The organism is Pandoraea terrae (assembly GCF_902459695.1).
Lineage (GTDB): Bacteria > Pseudomonadota > Gammaproteobacteria > Burkholderiales > Burkholderiaceae > Pandoraea > Pandoraea terrae.
Map to the genome: position 1 here is coordinate 56,809 of NZ_CABPRZ010000025.1, position 20,379 is coordinate 77,187.

The following is a 20,379-nucleotide window of genomic DNA, read 5'->3' on the forward strand; positions in this document are numbered from 1 at the left end:
ATGAATACGCTCCGTCGTTGCGCAATCGGTACGCCCTGGCTTGGACGTTGGCGTGCTCGCGCCTCGAGCACGTTGCTTCACTTCGGTATTGCCGACCCTGGTACGGCTGAAGACGTCTCGCACTTCTACGCGTTGCGAAGCGGGACAGTGAGTGTTCTCGATCCACTGCAGGGCTTGATGTCTTTCCCGTCGTTTCACACGATAACTGCGGTACTTTGCGCGTACGCGGTACGCAGCGTACAACCCGTTTTTCCTCTGGCGGTTGTACTGAACGTGGTGATGGTGTGCTCGACGCCCACACAGGGCGGTCACTACCTTTCCGACGTTTTGGCCGGACTGGCCGTCGCCGTCGTCGCCATTCTCGCCGTCCGGATCTGCATGAGCCGTGGCGCCGAGTGGTATCCCGTCAATTCATTGACGCAACCAGGGCAAATTGCACTTCGTGACGCAAGTTCGCCAGAAGCACAACGCCGGTGAGGAAGAAAACCAGGCGGTTGAAGTGTGCAGCGACCGGTAGCGTGGTTTTGGTGATCAGTGCTTGCGTCTGATAATCATTCCTGAGCTGCCTTAGACGACGGGCCACGAACTTCCGATACGCCATCTCCCCGATAGAGAAAGTCACTTGTTGGTGAAATACCTGGCCGTCAGGAAGCCTTCGCTTTATTTCGTACGTAATGATGTCGTCGCTCAGTATCTTTCTGTTTTTCAGGAACATTGATGTTTTTGCGTGTGCACTAAAATTTTCATCTGGTCGCTAACTACCGGCGCGCAGAAAGCGCATCTGAGTTGCGCCTGGCGTCCCGAACGCAGACCGAAGCATGTCGTTTCTGGCCGTGAGTGGCAGGGGATGAAACCAACATACTCGCTGGTCGGGCCGATGGGAATACTGCAAATGCGGTATTGAAATGCGCGGATTTTCAAGATTGCACGACGCCTCCACCGGCGCGCTTGTGCGGCGCCGTCGGTGGCTGACCGGGGAATCCCAGCGGATACTGGATGAGGCGCGCATTGCCAATGCGCCGATGCGCTTGCCACTCCGGGCGGCTGCCCGCGCGGGCCCCGCCCACGATGGCGGCCATGGCTTCCCTGTCGAGATCCACGCTTTCCGGCAAATCCTTGATGACGATCACTGCCATGACTTCCTCCAGAACGCGAGTGCCACGCCGGGTAGTCCGCCGCTTGTGCGCCGGGTAGCGTCCGGCCGGGCAACGGCTTGCTTCAGTATAGGCGAGCGGCAAATGCCGCGCGATGAAGTCTCCGGCGTGCCGCCGACGATGGCGGCAGCTGCTTGCGCCGCCACCGGCTCATCAGGCTGCGGCAAAGTTGCCGCCCCATTGCGCGGGATTGACATTGATGCGCACCGCCCCGAACCCGGGGCCGATACTGCCGACGTTGTTGAGCGTATTCACGTTGATGCTCTGCAACTGCGCGATGTTCTGGTTGATGTTGACGGTGACATTGGCGAGCGGGCCCACGTTCGGAACGCCCTGGCTCAGCCAGCTGTTGCCGCCGCGCACGGCGGACAGGGCGTGACGATCGAGTTCCTTGCTCAGGGCGAGGTCGCGGACGATGATGGATGACATGATGTGCTCCTTTGTGCCGGGAGCCGGGGCCGGCGGGGATCCGTGGATCCCCGCAGCCACGGCCGTATCAACCATAGATATTGTTGGTGGCGTTCTGGTTGGTGTTGACGTTCGACTTGACGTGGTCGAGGAACGCTGAGTCGTTGCCGTTCAGGTTGGTCACGCTTTGCATCTGCGCGATCTGCTGGCTGGCGTCGATGTGCGAGTCGAAGGAAAGCTTGATCGGCGTATACACCACGGGGAAGGGTAAATAGCCGCCGCGTACGGCGCGCATGGCGTTGCCGTCGAGGGTTTCGGTGTTGGACAGGTCCTTGATGGTCAGGGTGCTCATGGCTGTGCTCCGGATAAATGTCAGGTAAGGGAAAATTCGGCCAGCGCGGCGTCGGTCTAGCGGAAGATGTTGTTGGTGGCGTTCTGGTTGGTGTTGACGTTTGACGTGACGTGGTCGAGGAACGCCGAGCCGTTGCCGTTCATGTTGGTCACGCTTTGCATCTGGGCGATCTCCTGCGTGGCATCGATATGCGAGTCAAAGGAAAGCTTGATCGGCGAATAAACCACGGGGAAGGGCAAATAGCCGCCGCGTACGGCGCGCATGGTCTTGCCGTCAAGGGTTTCGGCGTTGGACAGGTCTTTGATGGTCAGGGTACTCATGGCTGTGCTCCTAAAAGGATGTGAAGCTTCGGTCGGGTGAGCATCGGTGTCGCGCTCGACAGGGATAACGCATGGACCGTGCCAGGGCCGGCAAATCCCTGCGAGATGTTTGTTATGTTGTTGAGAATAAAGGGATTTTTTATTTTCTATTCGTGGGGTGCCGTCGTCGGCAGGTGGCCGGCGCGATGTCGCTGATGGCCGTGGGCCAACACAACGGCGGGGAGTGTTGGCGTGCGGGCGACAGGCGCCGAGGCGGCAGGCCGGGCGGGGCGCCGATGCCGCCGCAGGGCGTTGGTGCGCCGCACGACGGATTTGCGAATGCCATACGCTCGGACTACTATCGTGGGCAGGGACATAGCGTTGGGCGGCACGTTGGCGCTCAGCGCATAACCACCGCGAGGCGGCACCGATGGCTAGCCTGTCAGACCTGATTCATCACTTTCAGAGCGGTGGTCTCTCGCATGACGAGTTCCTTGCGTCCGTCGACCTGGCCCTGGATTCCGATCCGACCAGCCCGACGCAACTGGCGACGATGCTCAGCGAAGAGAACACCCGTTTTCCGCTGCCTCCCGGTGTCTACGAAGAACTGATGCGGCGCATAGCGTTTCGCGTCGCCACCCGCTTCGAGCCAGGGAACCAGGAAACGCGCGTGCTGGCTGGCGCGGGGGAAAGCGCCGCACCCTCCGCCGAGCCCGGCGATCCGACCATCATCGGGACCTTGTCGGCCAAAGGCGTCGGCGACACCCTCAATAGCCGCTTCGTCCTTCAGGAGTGTCTCGGCGTCGGCGGCATGGGCACCGTCTACAAGGCGCTCGATCTGCGCAAGCAGGAGGCGTCCGACCGCAATCCCTACATCGCCATCAAGGTGCTCAATCTACAGTTCAGCGGCCATCCCAAATCGCTGATCGCATTGCAGCGTGAAGCGCGCAAGGCGCAGACCCTGGCGCACCGGAACATCGTGACCGTGTACGACTTCGATCGAGATGGCCCGGTGGTCTACCTGACCATGGAGTACCTGTCGGGCAAGTCGCTCAACCGTATCCTGCGCGCCCCGGAATTCGCCGGCATGCCTTACGCCCAGGCGTTGCCGATCATCACCGGCATGGGCCGAGCCCTGGCCTATGCGCACGAACGTGGCTTCGTGCATTGCGATTTCAAGCCCGCCAACGTGTTCCTGACCGACAGCGGCGAAGTCAAGGTCATCGACTTCGGTATTGCACGCGTCTTTCAACAACCGGCCGGCGACACCGATCCCACCGTTTTCGATCCGGGTACGCTCGGCGCGATGACGCCGGCCTACGCGAGCCTCGAGATGTTCGAGCACCGGGAGCCTGATCCACGTGACGACATCTACGGGCTTGCCTGCGTCACTTATGAATTGCTGACTGGCCGGCATCCGTACGATCGGCTGTCGGCGAACCAGGCGCGGGGCAAGGGGCTCAGGCCGATTCGGCCCAAGAACCTGAGCCGTGGCCAGTGGAAGGCGCTGTGCCATGCCCTGTCTTTTGATCGCGCGACCCGCACACAGACCGTGACGCGCTTTCTCGAGGCGCTGGGAGCGGAACCTCGCCGATCGGCGCCGTTGGCGCCGATCGCGGGGGGCATGTTGGCCGCCGTGCTACTCGCGGGCGGGCTTGCTTATTACCTATGGCGCCCGGGGGCCACACCCGCGGGCCGTGTCGAGGTGCCGGCCCCCGCCGCGCCGCGTGCAGGCCCGACGATGGCCGGGGAGGTGCCGACGCCGGCCGCCAAGCCGGCACCGGCACCGGCGCCGGAGCCTGTGCTGTCGGCGCAAGCGGTCGCGCCGGTGCTGGCCGGGTTGCCGTGTTCGCTATTGGCAGCGTCAGTTCAGGACCATGCGCTACAAGTGCGCGGCTATGTGCCGGAGCGGTTCGGTATCGCGCGCCTGCGCGACGCACTCGGCGCCATCCCGGGCGTGAAGACGCTGAGCCTGGATGCGCAACTCGTGGGCGAGGACAAATGCGACATCATCAAGCTGTTGGCACCGTACTGGTCGGGCACACGACCCGGCGGCGCGGCCGCGTCTATCCACGCGCGCTCGCCAGGCGCACAATTCACCGAGGGCACGCCGTTGGTCGTGGATATTACGACACCGGCCCATGAGTCCTACGTCTACGTGGACTACTACGTGGTCGACGGTAAAGTCGCCCATCTCGTGCCGAGCCGCCGGATCAAGGGCAACCAGGCGCCTGCCGGTTACAGCGCGACGATCGGCGACGGCGGCGACTGGGTGATCTCCAAGCCGTTCGGTACCGAATGGATCGTTTTGCTGAGCACACCCGCACCGCTGTTCGACGGCCCCCGGCCGGAGTTCGAGTCGCGACAGGACTACCTGCAGGCGCTCGACAAACAACTGGCCCGGATTGCGGCCAAATACGGCCAGGAGCGCATTAGCGCTGATCTCGTACAGATTTCCACCCGGGCACGCTAGGCAAATCTCGGGCTCACTTGAGGTCGCGCACGACGCGGAATCCATTTTGCGATTGCCGCACCGAAGCGTTGTATTTGAATCGCGTCGACGACGCCATATAGCTTGCACCCTCGCGCCATGAGCCGCCGCGAATCACGCGCATGCTGCAGTTGGGCTCATTCCAGGCGCGGCCGTCGGCTGGCGCATTCTTGTAGGAGTTGTGCCAGCAGTCGCCCACCCATTCCCAGACACTGCCGTTCACGTCGTGCAAGCCGAACGGATTGGCCGCGAACGAACCGACGTCATCGGGCGCCTCAAAGCGCCAGGGATCGCCGCAGTCCTTGCAGTTCGCCATACCCTTGCGCATTTGGTCACCCCACCAGAACAGCGTGGTGGTGCCGCCCCGCGCCGCGTATTCCCACTCGGCCTCGGTCGGCAGACGGTAGGTCTTGCCGCTTGTCTTGCTCAGCCAGGCGACATACTGTTGGGCGTCGTCCCAGCTGATATCGCGCGCCGGTGCGTTCCGCGCGTTGGCGGCGTTGGTCGCGATGCGCTGGCAGCCGCCGGCGTCGGCACACGCGTTCCATTGCTCGACCGTCACTTCGTATTTGCCGATGGCGAAGGCTTGGGCGATCGTGACCGGGTGGGGTGGTTTCTCGGTAGGATCGCTCACGTTACTGCCCATCGTGAAACTGCCTCGCGGCAAGCTGATCAGGACGGGGCACGCCGGACAATCGCGGAATTCGCTGCTTGAGCGCCCCGCGCTGGCGGCGGCGCCCGTGCCGGCAGCCGCGGGGTGCGCCGGTGCAGTTGCAGGTGCAGGGAGTGTGGCGGGCGCAGGTTTCGCAGGCGCGGATGGCGCGGCGCCCGGTGCCGGCATGGGGGCGGGGTGTGCGTTTCCGGTCGGCGGCTCGCCGGCCTTGGGCGTCGCCGAGCGCAACCGTTCGATGCGCGCCCGAGCTAGCGGCGCAAAGCGGCCGTTCGGGTACGCCTTCAGGTAGGCTTCGTAGTCGCTCGCGTAGTTGCTGTTCTTGATCGATTCCCAGAACTCCAACTCATACGCTTCGTCGCTGTTCTTCGGCAGGATGCCGCGGCTGCGCGACTGCGGCGCGACACCGTCGGACGCAGCCAGGCTGGCCACCGGTTGGCTGTGTGGTGCGGCGAGCAGGGGCAATGGAGCGGACAGGGACGACAATAGCGACGGCACCTGACGTTGCTGCGTTCGCAGACTCACGACCGCCGCGGCGCGTCGAATCGCCGTCTCGACATCGAGGCCCGGCGTTGCGAACGCATCGAGCAAGGCCGCGGTGAACACGCCGTGGTGCGTTCCGTCGCCGGAAAGCGATCCCGGCGATGTGCCGTAAGCAATCAATGTTTGCTCGGGCGCTGCCGCCGGCGGCTGCGTGCCGCTGCGATACGGGTTGTTCAGGCAGGTATCCAGTATCACCAGATTGACCTTGCCGGGGCGCGCGGCCGGCATGCTTGCGAGCACCGTTTGCAGGTCGATGCCGGCCGTCAGCAGCCGACTCGGCGCGGCGCCCGTGGCGTCAATCGGGATCAGTACGGTGCCGGCGCCGACCTGCATGCCGTGGCCGGCATAGTAGAAAAGCCCGACGCCGCCAGGTTCGAGGCGCCGCCGAAATTCGGCCAGCGCGCTTGCCATGCCGTCTTGCGTGACGTTTTCCCGCAGCATGACGTCGAAACCGAGCGCGGTCAGTTCGCTGCCGATGGCGCGCGCGTCGGCCGGGGCGTTGGGGAGCGGTGCGTCAGTGTAACGGGCATTGCCGATCACGAGGGCCACGCGCTGCGCCGGGGCCGGCTGTACGGTAGGCGCCACGGTGTCGCCGGCGGGAAATGCAACGCCTTCGGCCTCGGCCGGCAGGATCGACGTCATCCCCAACATCGACACGACAAGAAGTTTCCGCCACATAGTGAGACCTTGTTGGTCATGCGCAGGATTGCCTCGTGCAGCGCAGCCGGACCGCCCGCATGCGGATCGCTTACCGGCCGCCGACTTTCTCAAAGATAGCACAGCGCTCGGGCCGAGTATCTTTTTGCAATGTTCTGTCCTAAGCTGAAACACGCATGGCATCGCATTGGCTCGGGCGCACCCGGCGCCACGCTCGCGAGGCGGCGCGATGGCGTGCAGCTCACCGGATCTTCGCGCATGCGGCGCATCCGCATCTGTTCGAATCCAGGAGGCGCCGCGTATGCCCCGACGATTCATGCTTCGCGCCCTGGCGGCCATGATGCTGACGGCGGTGCCGTCCCTGTGGGCGCGCAGCCCGTCGCCGCCGAATGCCGAGGCCTATATCATCTGGCCGCGCGACGGCGCCGTGATCACCGGTGGCAAGTTCTGGGTGCGCATGGGGCTGCGCAACATGGGGGTGTGCCCCAAGGGGATCGATATCCCCAATGTGGGACACCACCATCTCCTGATTGACGCCGACCTGCCGCCGCTCGACAAGGAAATTCCCTCGGACAAGAATCACCTGCATTTCGGTGCCGGCGAAACCGATGCGCGAATCGAACTTCCGCCGGGCAAGCACACGCTGCAATTGCTGGTCGGCGACCACGATCACGTCCCGCACGACCCCGCTGTGTATTCAAAGAAGATCACCATCACGGTGCGATAGGTGATGGTGCGCGCTACGCACGGCAGGCAACGAACAGTGGCTCGCAAGGGCAATGCGATTCGGGAGATCATCGATGCATAAGCTACTCACCGCGGTTGCGCTCATGGCCTGCCTGCTGCTGGACACCGCTGGTGCAGGCACCACGCCTGCCCCGGCCAATGCCTATGTATATATCGGCTGGCCGAACGACGGCCAGACGCTGCCGGCAGGGCGCCCATTTCGCGTTTGGTTCGGCTTGAGAAATTTTGGTGTTGCTCCGCGTGGCGTCAAATTTCCCAACACTGGCCATCACCATCTGCTGATCGACGTTGACCTGCCGCCGATGGACCAGGAAATTCCCAACGATCGTAACCATTTGCATTTTGGCGCGGGTGAGACCGAGACCATGCTGGAACTGCCGCCGGGCAAGCACACGTTGCAGTTGTTGATGGGGGATGACAAGCATATCCCGCACAATCCACCGGTCTACTCCCGGAAGATCACCATCTACGTCAAGTGAGTCGCTGCGCCGCGGGCCAGGGCCTGTTCGCCGTAGTGTCGTTCGCGCCCCGACACTGACGTCGATTCTGTTGGCCGCAGCCCGTCGCTGTCGCATTCGCGATAGCGGCGCGGCGTGTCGCATTAAACACCTCCAGCGCAAAAATCCATTTTCCGTCAATGAGTTGCAGGGGCGCGTCGAGCGACGCGGCGGTCGTGGCATGGTCTATGCGTGATCCTCGTTGAGCGCGACACCGATGCTTTCTCGACTGAATCTTCGGTCAAGATGGCGGGCGCCGCGACCGGTTGCCCGCCGAGGCCCACCTTCGATCCAAGGATGAAATCGTGTTACAAGCCACATGCCCGTTGTCCCTGTTCCGATTGCGCCGCCGCGCCCGCGCCTGTCTGACGGCGGCGGCCTGCGCGGCGCTCCTGGGCGCCTGTGCCGATTTTCGCCCGCCCGAGTACCATCGGCCCGAACTGCCAGCCAAGGCGTCGTGGGCGCGCCAAGGTTCGATCACGGTGTCGCCGGCGGAAACGATCGTGCCGAACTGGTGGGAGGGGTTCAAGGACCCCTATCTCGACGCGTTGATTCAGCAGGCGCTTGCCGGCAATTACGATATCAAGATACTCGCGACGCGCATCAAGGTGGCCGGCGCCCAGATTGCGGAAGCCAGGGCGGGTGCCCTGCCGACGGCGGACCTGGGCGCCGGCGTCAGCTTGCAGAAAAGCACGGGCCAGCCGGCCACTCACCAGTACAACTTGGCAACCCAGGTCAACTGGGATATCGACATTTGGGGCAAGGTCGAGAAAGGCGTGCAGGCGCAGACGGCGGAATTCAGGGCCACCGAGGCTGACTGGCGGGCGGGTTACCTGACGCTGGTTGCCAACGTGTCGACGACATACTTCCAGATACTGCAGTTCGACGAGCAGATCGACCAGCAGGCCAGCACGTTGAGCCGGAACGGGCAGATCCTCGCCACCTACCAAGCCATGGTGCAGCATGGCTTGCTCCCCAAGATCCGCGCGATGCAGCAACAGGCCGAGATCAATCGCCTGACCAAGGACCTGATCGAACTGCGCCGTGCGCGCGATGTCTCCGAGAATGCGCTCGCCACCCTCGTGGGGGTTCCGGCAGGCAACTTCCACGTCCCGAAAGGCCATTTGCAGGCAAAGGTGCAGTTGCCGGTGGTGCCGGCAGGACTGCCGTCCGAACTGCTGGCGCGCCGCCCCGACGTGGTCGCCTCGGAATATCGCTTGCTGGAGGCGTACAACGTGGTCGGGCAGGCCCGGTTGGCGCAGTTGCCGACCATCGGCCTGACCGGCCAGGGCGGCACCGCCAGTTTCGCACTGACCGACCTGCTGAAGTCATTCACGTTCGGCCTCATGCCGAGCATCAATTTGCCGATGCTTGATCCGGGCGTACGGGCCAGGGTGAAGACGACAGAGGCGCAGGTCAAGGTGGCCGAGAACGAGTACGGACGCACCGTCATCACGGCCTTCGAGGAGGTTGAGACGGCGCTCGTCAATATCGACGCCCACAAGCAGCAACACGTGGAATTGCAGCAGCAGGTCGAGCAATTGCGGGTGGTTTCTGCGCAGATCGAGGCACAGGTCAAGGAGGGCGTTGCGTCGCAACTCGAGGTGTTCGAAACGGAGCGCTCGCTGTTGGCCGCGCAACTCGCATTGTTGGCCAACCACCAACAGATCCTGGCCGACACCGTCACTTTGTACAAGGTGCTGGGCGGCGGTTGGCCGGGCACGGAAGTGCGCAACGAAGCAAAAATTGCAGTGCAATAGCGGTCCGCCGGCGATGTCGCGAATGCCACGCCGCCTTCGCGGGTGGCGCTGCGACGGCCGCAGGACCGCAGTGTGCCCGATTGACTTCCGCCAAGCATGGCCTACTATTTTCATAGTCAATACACGCCCATCCTGCCGTAGACTTCCGGTCTGCTGACATGGCAATCGGCTTGCCAAGGGGGCCTGCGCGCCGACCGGCACGCGCTGTTGGGTTTTTTGAGACATGGCTCCTGACAAAGCTCTGATTGTAGAAATGCAGGTGAGCGCGGGTCATGCCTTCGACATCGCGCTTGTCCCTGTCTCTCATCCGGCGATCGGCGAGATCCGCATCGGCGATGACCTGTTCGCGGTAGGTCGCGCCGAGGTTCCGTTCTCCGCTTACCCTCCGGACGTGGTCGCAACCTTGTCGCGTCGTCATGCGCGCATCTTTGCCGAGCACGGCGCCGTCTATGTCGCCGACATGGGCAGCAAGAACGGCACGCGCGTCAATGGCGTTATCGTTGCAGCGCAAGCCGCCAGGCTGCGCGATGGCGACGAACTGAGCTTCGGCACGGCGCTGACATATCGGGTGCAGCTGCATGAGCGCGCTGCGGCGCGCGCCGCGCCGGTACTGAACCTGACACTGACACTGACTCCCGAGCGCGACGATCTCGGCTTGCAGCCGATCGTGGTCAGCGCGTTTCCGTTCCTGGTCAGCAAGGCCGATGACACCTTCGCGCGCTATCGCGACGACTATCCACATCAAGTGGCCTACCTGTCCCGCCGCCACGCACATATTCATCTGAAGGGCGGGCGCCCGTATGTCGAGGATCTCGGCAGCACCAACGGCACTTATGTCGCCGGCAAGCGTATCGGTGATCAGGCAGTGGCGTTGGAGGATGGCGACCTTGTTGCCTTTGGCGGCAATCATTTCGTCTACAAGGTTGGGATTGCGTGCGCGGCGCACGACGATGCCACTGTCCTGCCCGGGTACTCGGGCAATGCAGGTGAGGCAGCCGCACCTGCACTCGTCGGGACGTCCGCCGATCCTACGCTGTCCGCCTCGCCCGGGCGGACAGCCGAACCCGAGCCGGCAGCCGTGCAGGCCGCCGAGGCCTTGCCCGTCGAGGAGGCCGACAAGACCACCTTCGTGGCAGCGGCCGGATCGTTCCTCGACATCTTTTGCGTCGATTATGATGCCCAGGGCGAGGACGAGGTCAACCCGGAGCCCGAGCAGCGGCCGCCAGGGGCGGCCAATGCGCACGAAAAGGGCCACAAGCGTAGCCGGGGCGCGCTGATGCTGGCGGAAGTCGCCAAAAGCGCCGGCGTTGCCGATCGCATCAGTCTCAAGCGGGCCGGCCCGTGGGGCGGTGCGCTGCTGGCGGGGCTGGCTGTCCTGTTCGCTGTGCTGTACTGGCGTGGCGCGCCCGAGCGCGAGATGAAGGCATTGCAAGCCAACGGCAACGACGCACAGGCTGCTGTCGTGGCCGACGCATATTTGGCGCGGCACCCGGACAACGCGCAGTTCCAGGTCATGGGCACCCAGGCCCTGTTGCGCGCGCAGGTGCCGGCTTGGGTGGCCAAGCTGACTGCGCACGATTTCCGCGGCGCCGAGACCGTGTTGGCCGACATGAAGGGACTGGGCCGGCACAACGCCGATGTCGGACCCCTGCTCGAAGAACTCGCCTGGATCGGCCGGCTCGATCGCTTCATGGTGGAGCGCGGTGGTCTCGAGGCACCGATCCGCATCTACGTCGACGATTTGAAGATCCGCGATGTGCTCGCGCGCTGGAGCCAGGACGAGGCGACACACCAGCGTTTGCTCGAGCGAATCGCCGCGTACGTGCCGACGTTTCGCGATACCTACGCACAAGCGCTCAGTTATGTGCGTAAGCTGCAAAGCGACGACGCTGTTTACCTGGCCGCAATCGATCGCCTGAACACCGCGATTGCCACCGAGTTGGGCCGCGATCAGCCGGAGGCGTTGCAGCCGATGCTGGCTGACTACTCGACAAAGTACCCCCGGCTCGCGGGACTGGACCGGGTGCAGGAGGACCTGCGCCAATACACCCAACTGATCAACGCGCTGCGCGCACGTGCGCTGGGGCCGCTGATGGCGCAAGTGGGAAAGTCGAGCTTTTCGACGCCGGCGTTCCAGGAACAATTCCGCAAACTGGCCGCCAGCCGCTTGCCCGCCCCCGACGTGGTGCGGCAGTACGAGGCCGTGGCTCGGGCATGGCAGAAAGGCGACAGCGCCACGGCCACCAGTGAGCTTGCGCAGCTCAACGCCGGGCCGTGGGCAGGCGATCAGGCGAAGGACCTCGCGCACAAGCAGGCGGTCGCGGCCAAATACGCCGCTGTGCAGAAGGCACGCGGCACTGCCGGTTATGACGACCTGCTGCTCGACTTCTACGCTTTGCTCGAACCGGCGCAGGACAGCTACTTTGCCGCTGCCGTCGACGCCGACCTCGGCGCCATTCGGGGTACCGCACTCAAGCGCGCCCAGGCGCAGATGAACCGGGCGCTGGTGGCGTGGCGGCAGTATCGCAACAATGGTGCGATCGGGAGCGAAGCAAGGCTCGAGTCGGGCATCTCGGCAAAATTCCGTGCCCAGGCGCACCTGCTGTCCGAGGCGCGAGACGACGCGCAGCAAGGCATGCGCATCTACGCGCAGTTGAAATCGGGCGACGCCGAGCAGTGGCGCAATGTCGAGGACGAGATCAAGGCTGAAGTCGAACTGCAGCGGCGCTCGCTGCTCGAGTTGCGCAGTGTGCTCGAACCGGGCGTGCTCACGGCCAAGCTGGCACTGATCGGTACCGCGCAGCAGACGGCCGGCGACGGAGGAAAGCAGCCATGATGGACAACGGTCGCGACGATCGCCTGAAGCCACTGGCCGATGCGCTGGAAGATCACAGCGCCGAAGGCATCGCCATTCTCAGCGCCGAACCGTGGCGTCTCATGCTGCTCACGGTCGTGACGATCGGGGCGCTGGTGCTCGCCGGGCTCGTATGGTCCTTCGTCGGGCGTGCCGATGTCATCGTGACGGCCGAAGGCGCGCTCGCGCCGGAATCGGAAGTGCGGCGCTTCTATGCGCCCGTAGATGGCGAGCTTGCCGATATTTACGTGGCCGAAGGCCAGCCGGTGTCCAAGGATGACGTATTGGCTCGGCTCAATGCGCGGGGCGCGATCGAAGCGGCCACCAATGCGTTGGAAGCGCAACTGAAGCTCGAGGATTCCGAGCGCGAATGGAAGCAGTTCCCCGAAAAAAAAGTGCTGATGGAGCGCAAGGTGGCGGCGCTCAGGCAGCAGATCGAGGTGGCCGAACGTTTGCATGAAAACCGAGCGTCCGAGGGCACTACCCGGCTTGCGGAGCAACAGCGGGCGCAGTTGCAGGAGGCCCGGAGCAACCTCGACTCGGCGCGCCAGACGCGCGAATTCGCGCATCAGGAACTGGACCGTTACGCGCGCCTGTTCGCGCTGCCGGGCGGCGGCGGCGTGTCGCAGTCGCAGGTCGATGCCAAGCGCAGCGCCGCGCTCGAAGCCGACAACGCGCTGCGCGTCGCCCAATCGCGCCTGGCCGAACTCGACGCGCGGCTGAGCCAGGAGTTCACCCAGGCCAACGCACAACTCGAGGGAAGCAGCCAGGAGCTCATCAGCCTGCGCATCCAGTATGATGCGGCCGCCCGCGAGATCGCCAATACCGAGGACAAGCTGCGCCTGCAGGTGCAGACCGCCCGCCTGGTGGCCGAGGCCGCCGCGCGCATCCGCTTCGAGAATATCGACAAGGACAATTTCCTTTTGATCCTTGCCCCGGTTTCGGGCGTGATCACCGACGTCACCTCGACTCAGCGCGGCGACAAGGTCCAGGCCAATACGCCGCTTGGCGGCATCGCGCCGAAGGATGCCCGCCCGGTGCTCAAGATCGAGATCGCGGAACGCGACCGCGCCTTCTTGCATGAGGGGCAGCCGGTCAAGCTCAAATTCAATGCGTTTCCGTACCAGCGCTACGGTCTGATCGACGGCACGCTCGAATTCATTTCGCCGGCCACCAAGCCGTCGGCGCAGAGCAAGCAGCCGATGTACGAGGGCCGGGTTCGCCTGGCGCGCGACTATTACGTGGTCGCCGATACAAAGTACCCGTTGCGCTACGGCATGACCGCGACCGCCGAGATCGTGGTGCGAGAACGACGTCTGATTGATCTCGGCATCGATCCATTCCGTCAGATGGCAGGATAAGCCCGCCATCGACGCGGCGCATCGCACGGCATGGCAGCGGGACCGAAGAATACGGCACATGGGCCGATGCAAGGAGCTGACAATATGACAGGCATTGTGCGTATCGACGACGAGGTCATCGGCGTCGACGAATTTGTCAGGGTGCTCAAGCTGACGGGCCAATTCGAAGGTCTGGTCGAGCAACTCGTCCGGGACAAGCTGACGGTGCACGCGGCCAGGAAGCAGGGCATGGTGCTCACAACCGACGAGATCCAGGCGCGCGCCGACCAGTTCCGGCGTGTGCAAGGCCTGCATCGGGCGACTGACATGAATCACTACCTGGACGCGCTTGGCGTGAGCCTCGACGAGTTCGAAGCCTTCATCACCGACAGCCTGTACCGCGAGAAGATGATGGCCGTGATTTGCAGCGACGAGGAAGTGCAGGCGTATTTCAAGCTGAATTCGCCGAAGTTCGACAGCATCGAGGTCAGCCATATCGTGGTGGACACCGAGGGCAAGGCCAAGGAACTGATCTCGCTCCTGCAGGACGATCCCGACAGCTTCACCGAGATGGCGCGGGAGCACTCGATCGCCGATACACGGGAGCAGGGCGGCGCGATCGGCAAAGTGCTGCGGGGTTCACTCAAGACCGACATCGAGGCGAAGGTGTTCAATGCCGCGGTCGGCGACCTGATCGGGCCGTTTCCGGCAGCCGACCGTTCCTTCTTCGAGATTTTCCTGGTGACCGCGAAGCACACGGCCACCCTCGATGACGAGGTGACGCTCGAGGTACGCCGGCTGTTGCGGGAGGAGTGGCTAATGGCCAGGGCACAGGAGCACATCATTGAAGCCCGGTAGCGATCCGGCCGGAGGGCCGATGCCAGCGGGCCCGGCCCCAGGGCCGGAACCGCAATCGCTGGCCGACTTTCTCGCCGGCGTGGAGATCCTTTCGCCACTCAAGCGCGAAGACATCGAGCAGCTTGCCGCGCACGCGCAGTCGTTCTTCTTCGGCTTTGGCGATACCGTGTGCAATGCCGGCGAGCAGGCCAATGGGCTGTTCGTGATCAAGACGGGATCGGTGCGTATCTTCAACGAGGAGCACGGCAAGGAAATCAGCATGGGGGTGCGCCGTGCGGGCGAGGTGTTCGCAGATATCGCCATGCTGCGCGATTACCGTCACGAATCGTCGGTACGTTCCGCAGGCAAGACCGAGTTGCTGTTCATACCGCGCAGCGTGACGGCGCCGATGGTCACGCGCGATCCGGCGGCGCTGACGTTCATCACCAGCTACGTCGCGATCAGTTCCGCCGGCGGGTTCGTGACACGCCTGTTCGACCTGCGCGGCAAGTTCGACAAGCAAGAGCTGGAAGACGCCGTGCGCAGCGTGGGCGTCAAGCGGGTGGCGGCCGGCAGGGAGATATTGAAGCAGGGCGCGCGCGAAGACCGCCGGCTGTACGTGGTGCGCCAGGGCACAGTGCGCATCGTACGTACCGAGGAGGGCACCGAATATCCGCTGGCGACGCTGAACCAGGGGGACATCTTTGGCGAGCGCGCCTGCGTAATGCGGCAGGAGCAAATTGCCTCGGCGATTGCCGGTACCGATACACGCCTGCTTGTCATTCCCGAGAAGACCGTGCAGTTGATCCTCGAGCGCAACCCCAAGTTGCGCGAGGTATTGGAGGAGCGCATTCGCTTTGTCGACCGCGAACTGCATCGGCAGAAAAAGCTGGCCGAGCGGCGCAGGCATGCGGTACTGCTCGATTTGCACTCCAGACCGGAGTTCGGCGAGCGCCTGATCCGCCGCTTCGCACTGGTGGAGCAGGCCGAAGAGATGGACTGTGGCGCCGCCTGCCTGGCCATGATCTGCAAGCACTACGGCATTCCAATGACGCTGGGCAAGTTGCGCGAGCTGGCCAATGTGACCACGCAGGGCGCCACGCTTGACAGTCTGGCGCGCGCCGGTGAGTCACTTGGTTTCACAACGCGCGGCATCCAGTGCACACACGACTCGCTACTCGGTTTCGAGTTGCCCTTCATTGTGCACTGGGAGGGCTATCACTATGTGGTGGTCTACGGAATCTCCGCGCGTGGCGTATGGGTCGCGGACCCGGCCATCGGCTTTCGCAAGATGAGCCTCGAAGCGTTCGAACGGGGCTGGAGCGGCACCTGTCTGCTGTTCACGCCGGGCGAGCACATGACCGAGCAGTCGGTGGCGCGCTCGCCGTGGCTGCGCTTCATCGCCTACCTCGCGCCTTACCAGAAGATTCTGGCGCACCTGTTTGTGGCGACCTTCGTGATCCAGGTACTGGGGGTGGTGCCGCCGTTGATCATCCAGAACATTCTGGACAGTGTTGTGGTGCATCAGAATGTCGGCCTGTTGCACCTGCTCATCGTCGGCCTGATCATCTCCAATGTGTTTTCCCAGTTGATGAGCACCATCCGTGCTTATCTGGCCAACTTCATGGTGCGCAATATGGATTTCGCCATGATGTCGCAGTTCTTCAGGCACACGCTGTCGTTGCCGCTGGCTTTTTTCGCCAAGCGCAAGACGGGCGACATCTTCGCCCGCTTTCAGGAGAACCAGACCATCCGCGCATTCCTCACCGAGTCGACGGTGACCACCGCGCTGAACGTGCTGATGGTGTTCATCTATTTCGCCATCATGTTTTTCTACAACGTCAGGCTGACGCTGGTGTTGATCGCCTTCGTGATCCCGATCGCCGCCTTGACCATCGTCGTCACGCCGCGCGTCAAGACCTACGCGCGCGAGGTGTTCACCGCGTCCACCGACGCGAAGGCATATCTGATGGAGACCCTCGGCGGCGCAGAGACCGTCAAGGGCATGGGCATCGAGCGGCCGGTCCGGCTGAAATGGGAGCGGAAGTACGCCAAAGCGCTCGAGAAGCAATACCAGGCGCAGTCGTTCCACATTCTGGTGGGGTTGGCCAGCCAGATCCTTCATGCGGCCACCACGATCACCGTGCTTTGGCTCGGGGCCTCCCTGGTGTTGCAGCGCGAACTGACCATCGGCCAGTTGATCGCCTTCAACGCGTTCATGGGCAGTGTGCTGTCGCCGGTGATGGGCCTGGTCGCCCTGTGGGGACAACTCAACGATGCCGGTGTGGCGATGGAACGGTTGGGCGACGTGCTCGATCTGGAGCCGGAACAGAAGCCGCAGGACTTGCCCTCGCGCGTGGTGCTGCCGGACTTGCAGGGTGAAATAATGTTCGACGGTATCTATTTTCGCTACGACAGCGACTCGCCCTATGTGCTCGAGAATATCAGCTTCAGCATCAAGGCCGGCGAGACGATCGCCATCGTCGGGCGCAGCGGATCCGGCAAGACAACGCTGGCCAAGCTGCTGGTCGGCTTCTATTCGCCGACGGACGGCACCTTGACCGTGGACGGCTTCGAGCTCGGCGCGATCGACAAGGAATACTACCGCGCCCAGGTCGGCTATGTGATGCAAACCAACCTGCTGTTCTCCGGCACCATTGCGGAAAATATCGCGTGCGGCGACGACAGCCCGGACCGGCGCCGCATCGAAGAAGTGGCGAAGATGGCCGACGCCCACGCTTTCATCTGCAAGCTGCCACTTGGCTACGAGCAGGTGGTCGGTGAGCGCGGCATCGGGCTCTCGGGCGGGCAGATCCAGCGCTTGTGCATCGCCCGCGCTTTGTACCACGACCCCCGCCTGCTGGTCTTCGACGAAGCGACGTCGGCGCTCGACACGCAGTCGGAAAGCAATATTCTCGCGAACATGCAGGAGATCCTGCACGGCCGTACCGCCGTGATCATCGCCCATCGTCTGAGCACCATCATGCGGGCCGACAAGATCCTCGTGCTTTACGAGGGCGCGATCGTCGAGCAGGGCCGGCACGAGGAGCTGGTCGAACGCAAGGGCATGTATTTCCAGCTGATCCAGAAGCAGTTGAGCGCGTCATGAAGCTATTCAGCCAGGGCGGCCCCGTTGCGTCCGCCATCTCCTACGCCGGACTGATCGAGAAGATCGAGATCCTGCGCTCTACACTGCGATGGTCGTCGAAGCTTGACCGGCCCGAGATCGATCGCTTGCTCAAGCAGGCGACCACGCTGCGCGACGAGGTCATGCAACTGTCGCACAAGGAGCGCTTCGTACAGGCCGCCGCGGCTGAAACGGAGCCGCTAGAGCAATCACCGCGCCAACGCCGTGAGGCGTTGCTCAAGCGGAGCTTTATCTTCGAGGGCACGTTCGGTGACAATCCCAAGCTGCTCGAAGCGTTGGAGATCGCGGAGAAAGCAGCGCCGACCGATCTGCCGGTGCTGATTGACGGCGAGAGCGGGACCGGCAAGGAATTGATGGCCAAGGTCATCCATGCCAACGGTGCGAGGACGGACAAGCCGTTCATCTCGGTGAACTGCGGCGCGATCCCCGACAATCTGATCGAATCCGAGCTGTTCGGGCACAAGCGGGGCGCCTTCACGGGGGCAAGTAACGACCGCAAGGGCAAATTCGAAAGTGCGCATACCGGCACTATCTTTCTTGACGAGATCGGTGAGTTGCCGCTGCCGGGCCAGGTGAAACTGTTGCGCGTGCTCGAGGCGCACGAAATCCAGCGCGTCGGCTCGGACGAAGCCATCGGGGTGGATACCCGCATTGTGGCAGCGACCAACAAGGACCTGCGGCGCATGAGTCGGGAAGGCACGTTTCGCGAGGATCTGTTCTATCGGCTCAGCGTCATTCATGTGACGCTCCCGCCGCTTCGTGAGCGGCGTGACGAAATTGCGTTGCTGGTGGCCTATTTCAGCGACGAGGCCGCCGGCGCGCTCAAGCGCCGACCGGTCACCCTGACGCCGCGCCTGCGCGATTTTCTGATGACCTATGCGTTTCCCGGCAATATCCGCGAGTTGCGCAACCTGATATACCGCGTCTCGTGCCTGGCCGGCGACACGGCGGATCTCATTCATTTGCCGCAAGATATCCGGCCGCGGCCGGCGGGTCCGGTAGTGGTCGCCGGCGAGGCCGCTGTCACAGGGGCGGCGAGCCCGGCGTCGCTGAGTGAAGCCAAGCGGGCGGCCAGCGACGAGGCCGAGCGGGCGTTCCTCGAACGGGGCCTGCAGGAAGTGGGCGGCACCGTGGCCGAGCTGGCGCGGCGCTGCGACATGAACCGGTCCCACCTGCAGATGCTGCTCAAGAAGCACGGCATCCACTCGAAGGATTTCCGCGTGCACCATTCGGCCGAGGTCGTCAAGGAACCCTGATTCGCGTCGCGTCGGGGCCCGAATGGCGGATGGGCTCACACTACGGGGTTCAAGAGCGTTTTGTCGCCACCATCCAGTGTTTGGGCGCGTACCACCACCACCGAGATATTGTCATGGCCACCACGATCGAGTGCTAATTGCACCAGCGAATGCGCGACCTGGTCGCAATCGTCACCGGCCAGCGCGCCCGCGATGGCAGCGTCTGACACCTCGTGGTTCAGACCGTCGCTACACAGCAGGAAGGTATCGCCGTCGCTGACTTCCGCCACGAGTTGGTCCAATTCCAGCGTCGCCGCGGCGCCGACCGCGCGCGTGATCATATGTTGGGCGGGGTGATGCAAGGCCTCTTCGGCGGTGATCAGGCCACGCGCCTTGAGCATCTCGACCTGGCTGTGGTCGTGCGTCAATTGCGTGAGCTCGCTGGCGCGATATCGATAAAGCCGACTGTCGCCGGCCCACAGGCAGCCGACATGCCGCCCGCACGCAAGGAGCGCGACCACGGTGCTGCCGACACAGCGCACTTGCCAGCGCGCCGCCTGCGCCACCAAGTGACGATTGGCGTCGCCCAGGGCCGCACGCGCATCTTCGAGCATTTCATCGAGGGTGCCTGACGGCGCCAATTCGGACAAGGCCTGCACCACCCGCTGGCTGGCGTACTCGCCCTCGGCGTGTCCTCCCATGCCGTCGGCCACGGCCCATACGCCTCGCTCGGGTTGGGCAAGGCAAGCATCCTCATTGCGTTCCCTCAGGCATCCGACGTCCGAGCAGATCGCGCAGGTCCAACGGAACTGCGACGCATAGGTCACGATCGTCTCCGCGGAGTTTGGCGCATAGGCGCATACGTTGCATCGGTTCGCGATCGGGCGGGCGCGTACGCCGGGCGCCGGACCGTCATGCTGCCGTCCACTCAGGCCCGGCGGCCGTTCTTGGCCCCCTGATCCGCGCTAACGTTGATATTCGTGTTCGGTGCCGTGTTTCGGATATCGATGTTCTGGAACTGGTTGACCATTTGGTCAGCATAGAAGTTGTTGGTGGTCTCGTAAAGGTTAACGACCGTGCCGGCGCCAGACACGTCATCCGAGTAGGGGCGGATCCAGCCGAACACCCACGGGGCGGCGCCGCCGCGGATCCGCGACATGCTGATGGCGTCGAGCGGGTGCTCGTTATCGAGGTCTTTGATGGTGAGCGTGGCCATGGTCAGTCTCCAAAGGGGGATTGGGGGCCCGGCGAGGGCCTGCGCGGGATGGGCCGCATTCCGCTGCTTCATGAATGAGCAATCGGCGTGCCAAGCCGGGGAGGGGACGAGGTCATTTTGTTTAACCCATTGATTTCACATCGTTTGCCGTGGCTCCGGCGTGTAGGGTGC

The 20,379-nt window shown here is 63.6% G+C and carries 18 protein-coding genes; 10 read left to right on the forward strand and 8 right to left on the reverse strand.

Features of this window, described 5'->3' with window-relative positions:
- Positions 1 to 177 precede the first annotated feature (177 nt).
- Positions 178 to 477 carry a phosphatase PAP2 family protein gene (locus tag PTE30175_RS29330; protein WP_476703892.1) on the forward strand — a complete coding sequence of 100 codons (300 nt, stop codon included), beginning with the start codon at positions 178 to 180 and terminating at the stop codon, positions 475 to 477.
- Here PTE30175_RS29330 and PTE30175_RS28355 read toward each other — a convergent pair.
- The 5 genes from PTE30175_RS28355 to PTE30175_RS22515 form a co-directional block, all read right to left on the reverse strand.
- Positions 407 to 715, reverse strand: coding sequence for a hypothetical protein (locus tag PTE30175_RS28355; RefSeq protein WP_191629184.1), 309 nt, complete (start codon positions 713 to 715; stop codon positions 407 to 409). The genes PTE30175_RS29330 and PTE30175_RS28355 overlap by 71 nt on opposite strands.
- Before the next feature lie 202 nt (positions 716 to 917).
- Positions 918 to 1,136 (reverse strand): hypothetical protein, encoded by a 219-nt coding sequence (locus tag PTE30175_RS22500; RefSeq protein WP_150699302.1) that lies wholly within the window; start codon positions 1,134 to 1,136, stop codon positions 918 to 920.
- Between the two features lie 171 nt (positions 1,137 to 1,307).
- Positions 1,308 to 1,583: a hypothetical protein gene (locus PTE30175_RS22505; RefSeq protein WP_150699303.1), complete on the reverse strand. Its 276-nt coding sequence runs from the start codon at positions 1,581 to 1,583 to the stop codon at positions 1,308 to 1,310.
- A 67-nt stretch (positions 1,584 to 1,650) separates the two neighbouring features.
- Positions 1,651 to 1,914 (reverse strand): hypothetical protein, encoded by a 264-nt coding sequence (locus PTE30175_RS22510; protein WP_150699304.1) that lies wholly within the window; start codon positions 1,912 to 1,914, stop codon positions 1,651 to 1,653.
- A 56-nt stretch (positions 1,915 to 1,970) separates the two neighbouring features.
- Positions 1,971 to 2,234, reverse strand: a complete 264-nt coding sequence (locus PTE30175_RS22515) for a hypothetical protein (RefSeq protein WP_150699305.1) — start codon at positions 2,232 to 2,234, stop codon at positions 1,971 to 1,973.
- 409 nt (positions 2,235 to 2,643) lie between these two features.
- Between PTE30175_RS22515 and PTE30175_RS22520 the strand changes: the two genes are divergently transcribed.
- Positions 2,644 to 4,686 carry a serine/threonine protein kinase gene (locus PTE30175_RS22520; RefSeq protein ID WP_150699306.1) on the forward strand — a complete coding sequence of 681 codons (2,043 nt, stop codon included), beginning with the start codon at positions 2,644 to 2,646 and terminating at the stop codon, positions 4,684 to 4,686.
- Between the two features lie 13 nt (positions 4,687 to 4,699).
- Here PTE30175_RS22520 and PTE30175_RS22525 read toward each other — a convergent pair whose 3' ends face one another.
- Entirely contained in the window at positions 4,700 to 6,595 is a 1,896-nt protein-coding gene (locus tag PTE30175_RS22525; RefSeq protein WP_150699307.1) for an SUMF1/EgtB/PvdO family nonheme iron enzyme, read from the reverse strand.
- Positions 6,596 to 6,875: 280 nt separating this feature from the next.
- Here PTE30175_RS22525 and PTE30175_RS22530 point away from each other — a divergent pair, with 280 nt between their 5' ends.
- From PTE30175_RS22530 to PTE30175_RS22565, 8 genes are all read left to right on the forward strand, one after another.
- A complete protein-coding gene (locus tag PTE30175_RS22530; RefSeq protein WP_150699308.1) occupies positions 6,876 to 7,301 on the forward strand; it encodes a DUF4399 domain-containing protein in 426 nt (141 codons plus the stop codon).
- A 73-nt stretch (positions 7,302 to 7,374) separates the two neighbouring features.
- The gene (locus PTE30175_RS22535; protein ID WP_150699309.1) at positions 7,375 to 7,800 is read left to right on the forward strand and encodes a DUF4399 domain-containing protein; all 426 of its coding nucleotides are present in this window, start codon (positions 7,375 to 7,377) and stop codon (positions 7,798 to 7,800) included.
- A gap of 344 nt (positions 7,801 to 8,144) precedes the next feature.
- The gene (locus tag PTE30175_RS22540; protein ID WP_150699329.1) at positions 8,145 to 9,578 is read left to right on the forward strand and encodes an efflux transporter outer membrane subunit; all 1,434 of its coding nucleotides are present in this window, start codon (positions 8,145 to 8,147) and stop codon (positions 9,576 to 9,578) included.
- A 223-nt stretch (positions 9,579 to 9,801) separates the two neighbouring features.
- Positions 9,802 to 12,414, forward strand: a complete 2,613-nt coding sequence (locus PTE30175_RS22545; RefSeq protein ID WP_150699310.1) for an FHA domain-containing protein — start codon at positions 9,802 to 9,804, stop codon at positions 12,412 to 12,414.
- A complete protein-coding gene (locus tag PTE30175_RS22550) occupies positions 12,411 to 13,793 on the forward strand; it encodes a beta-barrel domain-containing protein (RefSeq protein ID WP_150699311.1) in 1,383 nt (460 codons plus the stop codon). The genes PTE30175_RS22545 and PTE30175_RS22550 overlap by 4 nt, the downstream gene beginning before the upstream one ends.
- A gap of 84 nt (positions 13,794 to 13,877) precedes the next feature.
- Positions 13,878 to 14,630, forward strand: coding sequence for a peptidylprolyl isomerase (locus tag PTE30175_RS22555; protein ID WP_150699312.1), 753 nt, complete (start codon positions 13,878 to 13,880; stop codon positions 14,628 to 14,630).
- 19 nt (positions 14,631 to 14,649) lie between these two features.
- Positions 14,650 to 17,718, forward strand: a complete 3,069-nt coding sequence (locus PTE30175_RS22560; protein ID WP_150699313.1) for a peptidase domain-containing ABC transporter — start codon at positions 14,650 to 14,652, stop codon at positions 17,716 to 17,718.
- A complete protein-coding gene (locus tag PTE30175_RS22565) occupies positions 17,715 to 19,013 on the forward strand; it encodes a sigma-54 interaction domain-containing protein (RefSeq protein ID WP_150699314.1) in 1,299 nt (432 codons plus the stop codon). Before PTE30175_RS22560 ends, PTE30175_RS22565 begins: the two co-directional genes overlap by 4 nt.
- Before the next feature lie 35 nt (positions 19,014 to 19,048).
- Here the strand turns inward: PTE30175_RS22565 and PTE30175_RS22570 are convergent, their stop codons facing one another.
- On the reverse strand, positions 19,049 to 19,819 hold the full coding sequence (locus tag PTE30175_RS22570) for a PP2C family protein-serine/threonine phosphatase (protein ID WP_150699315.1): 771 nt from the start codon (positions 19,817 to 19,819) through the stop codon (positions 19,049 to 19,051).
- A gap of 101 nt (positions 19,820 to 19,920) precedes the next feature.
- On the reverse strand, positions 19,921 to 20,208 hold the full coding sequence (locus PTE30175_RS22575; RefSeq protein WP_150699316.1) for a hypothetical protein: 288 nt from the start codon (positions 20,206 to 20,208) through the stop codon (positions 19,921 to 19,923).
- Positions 20,209 to 20,379 lie beyond the last annotated feature (171 nt).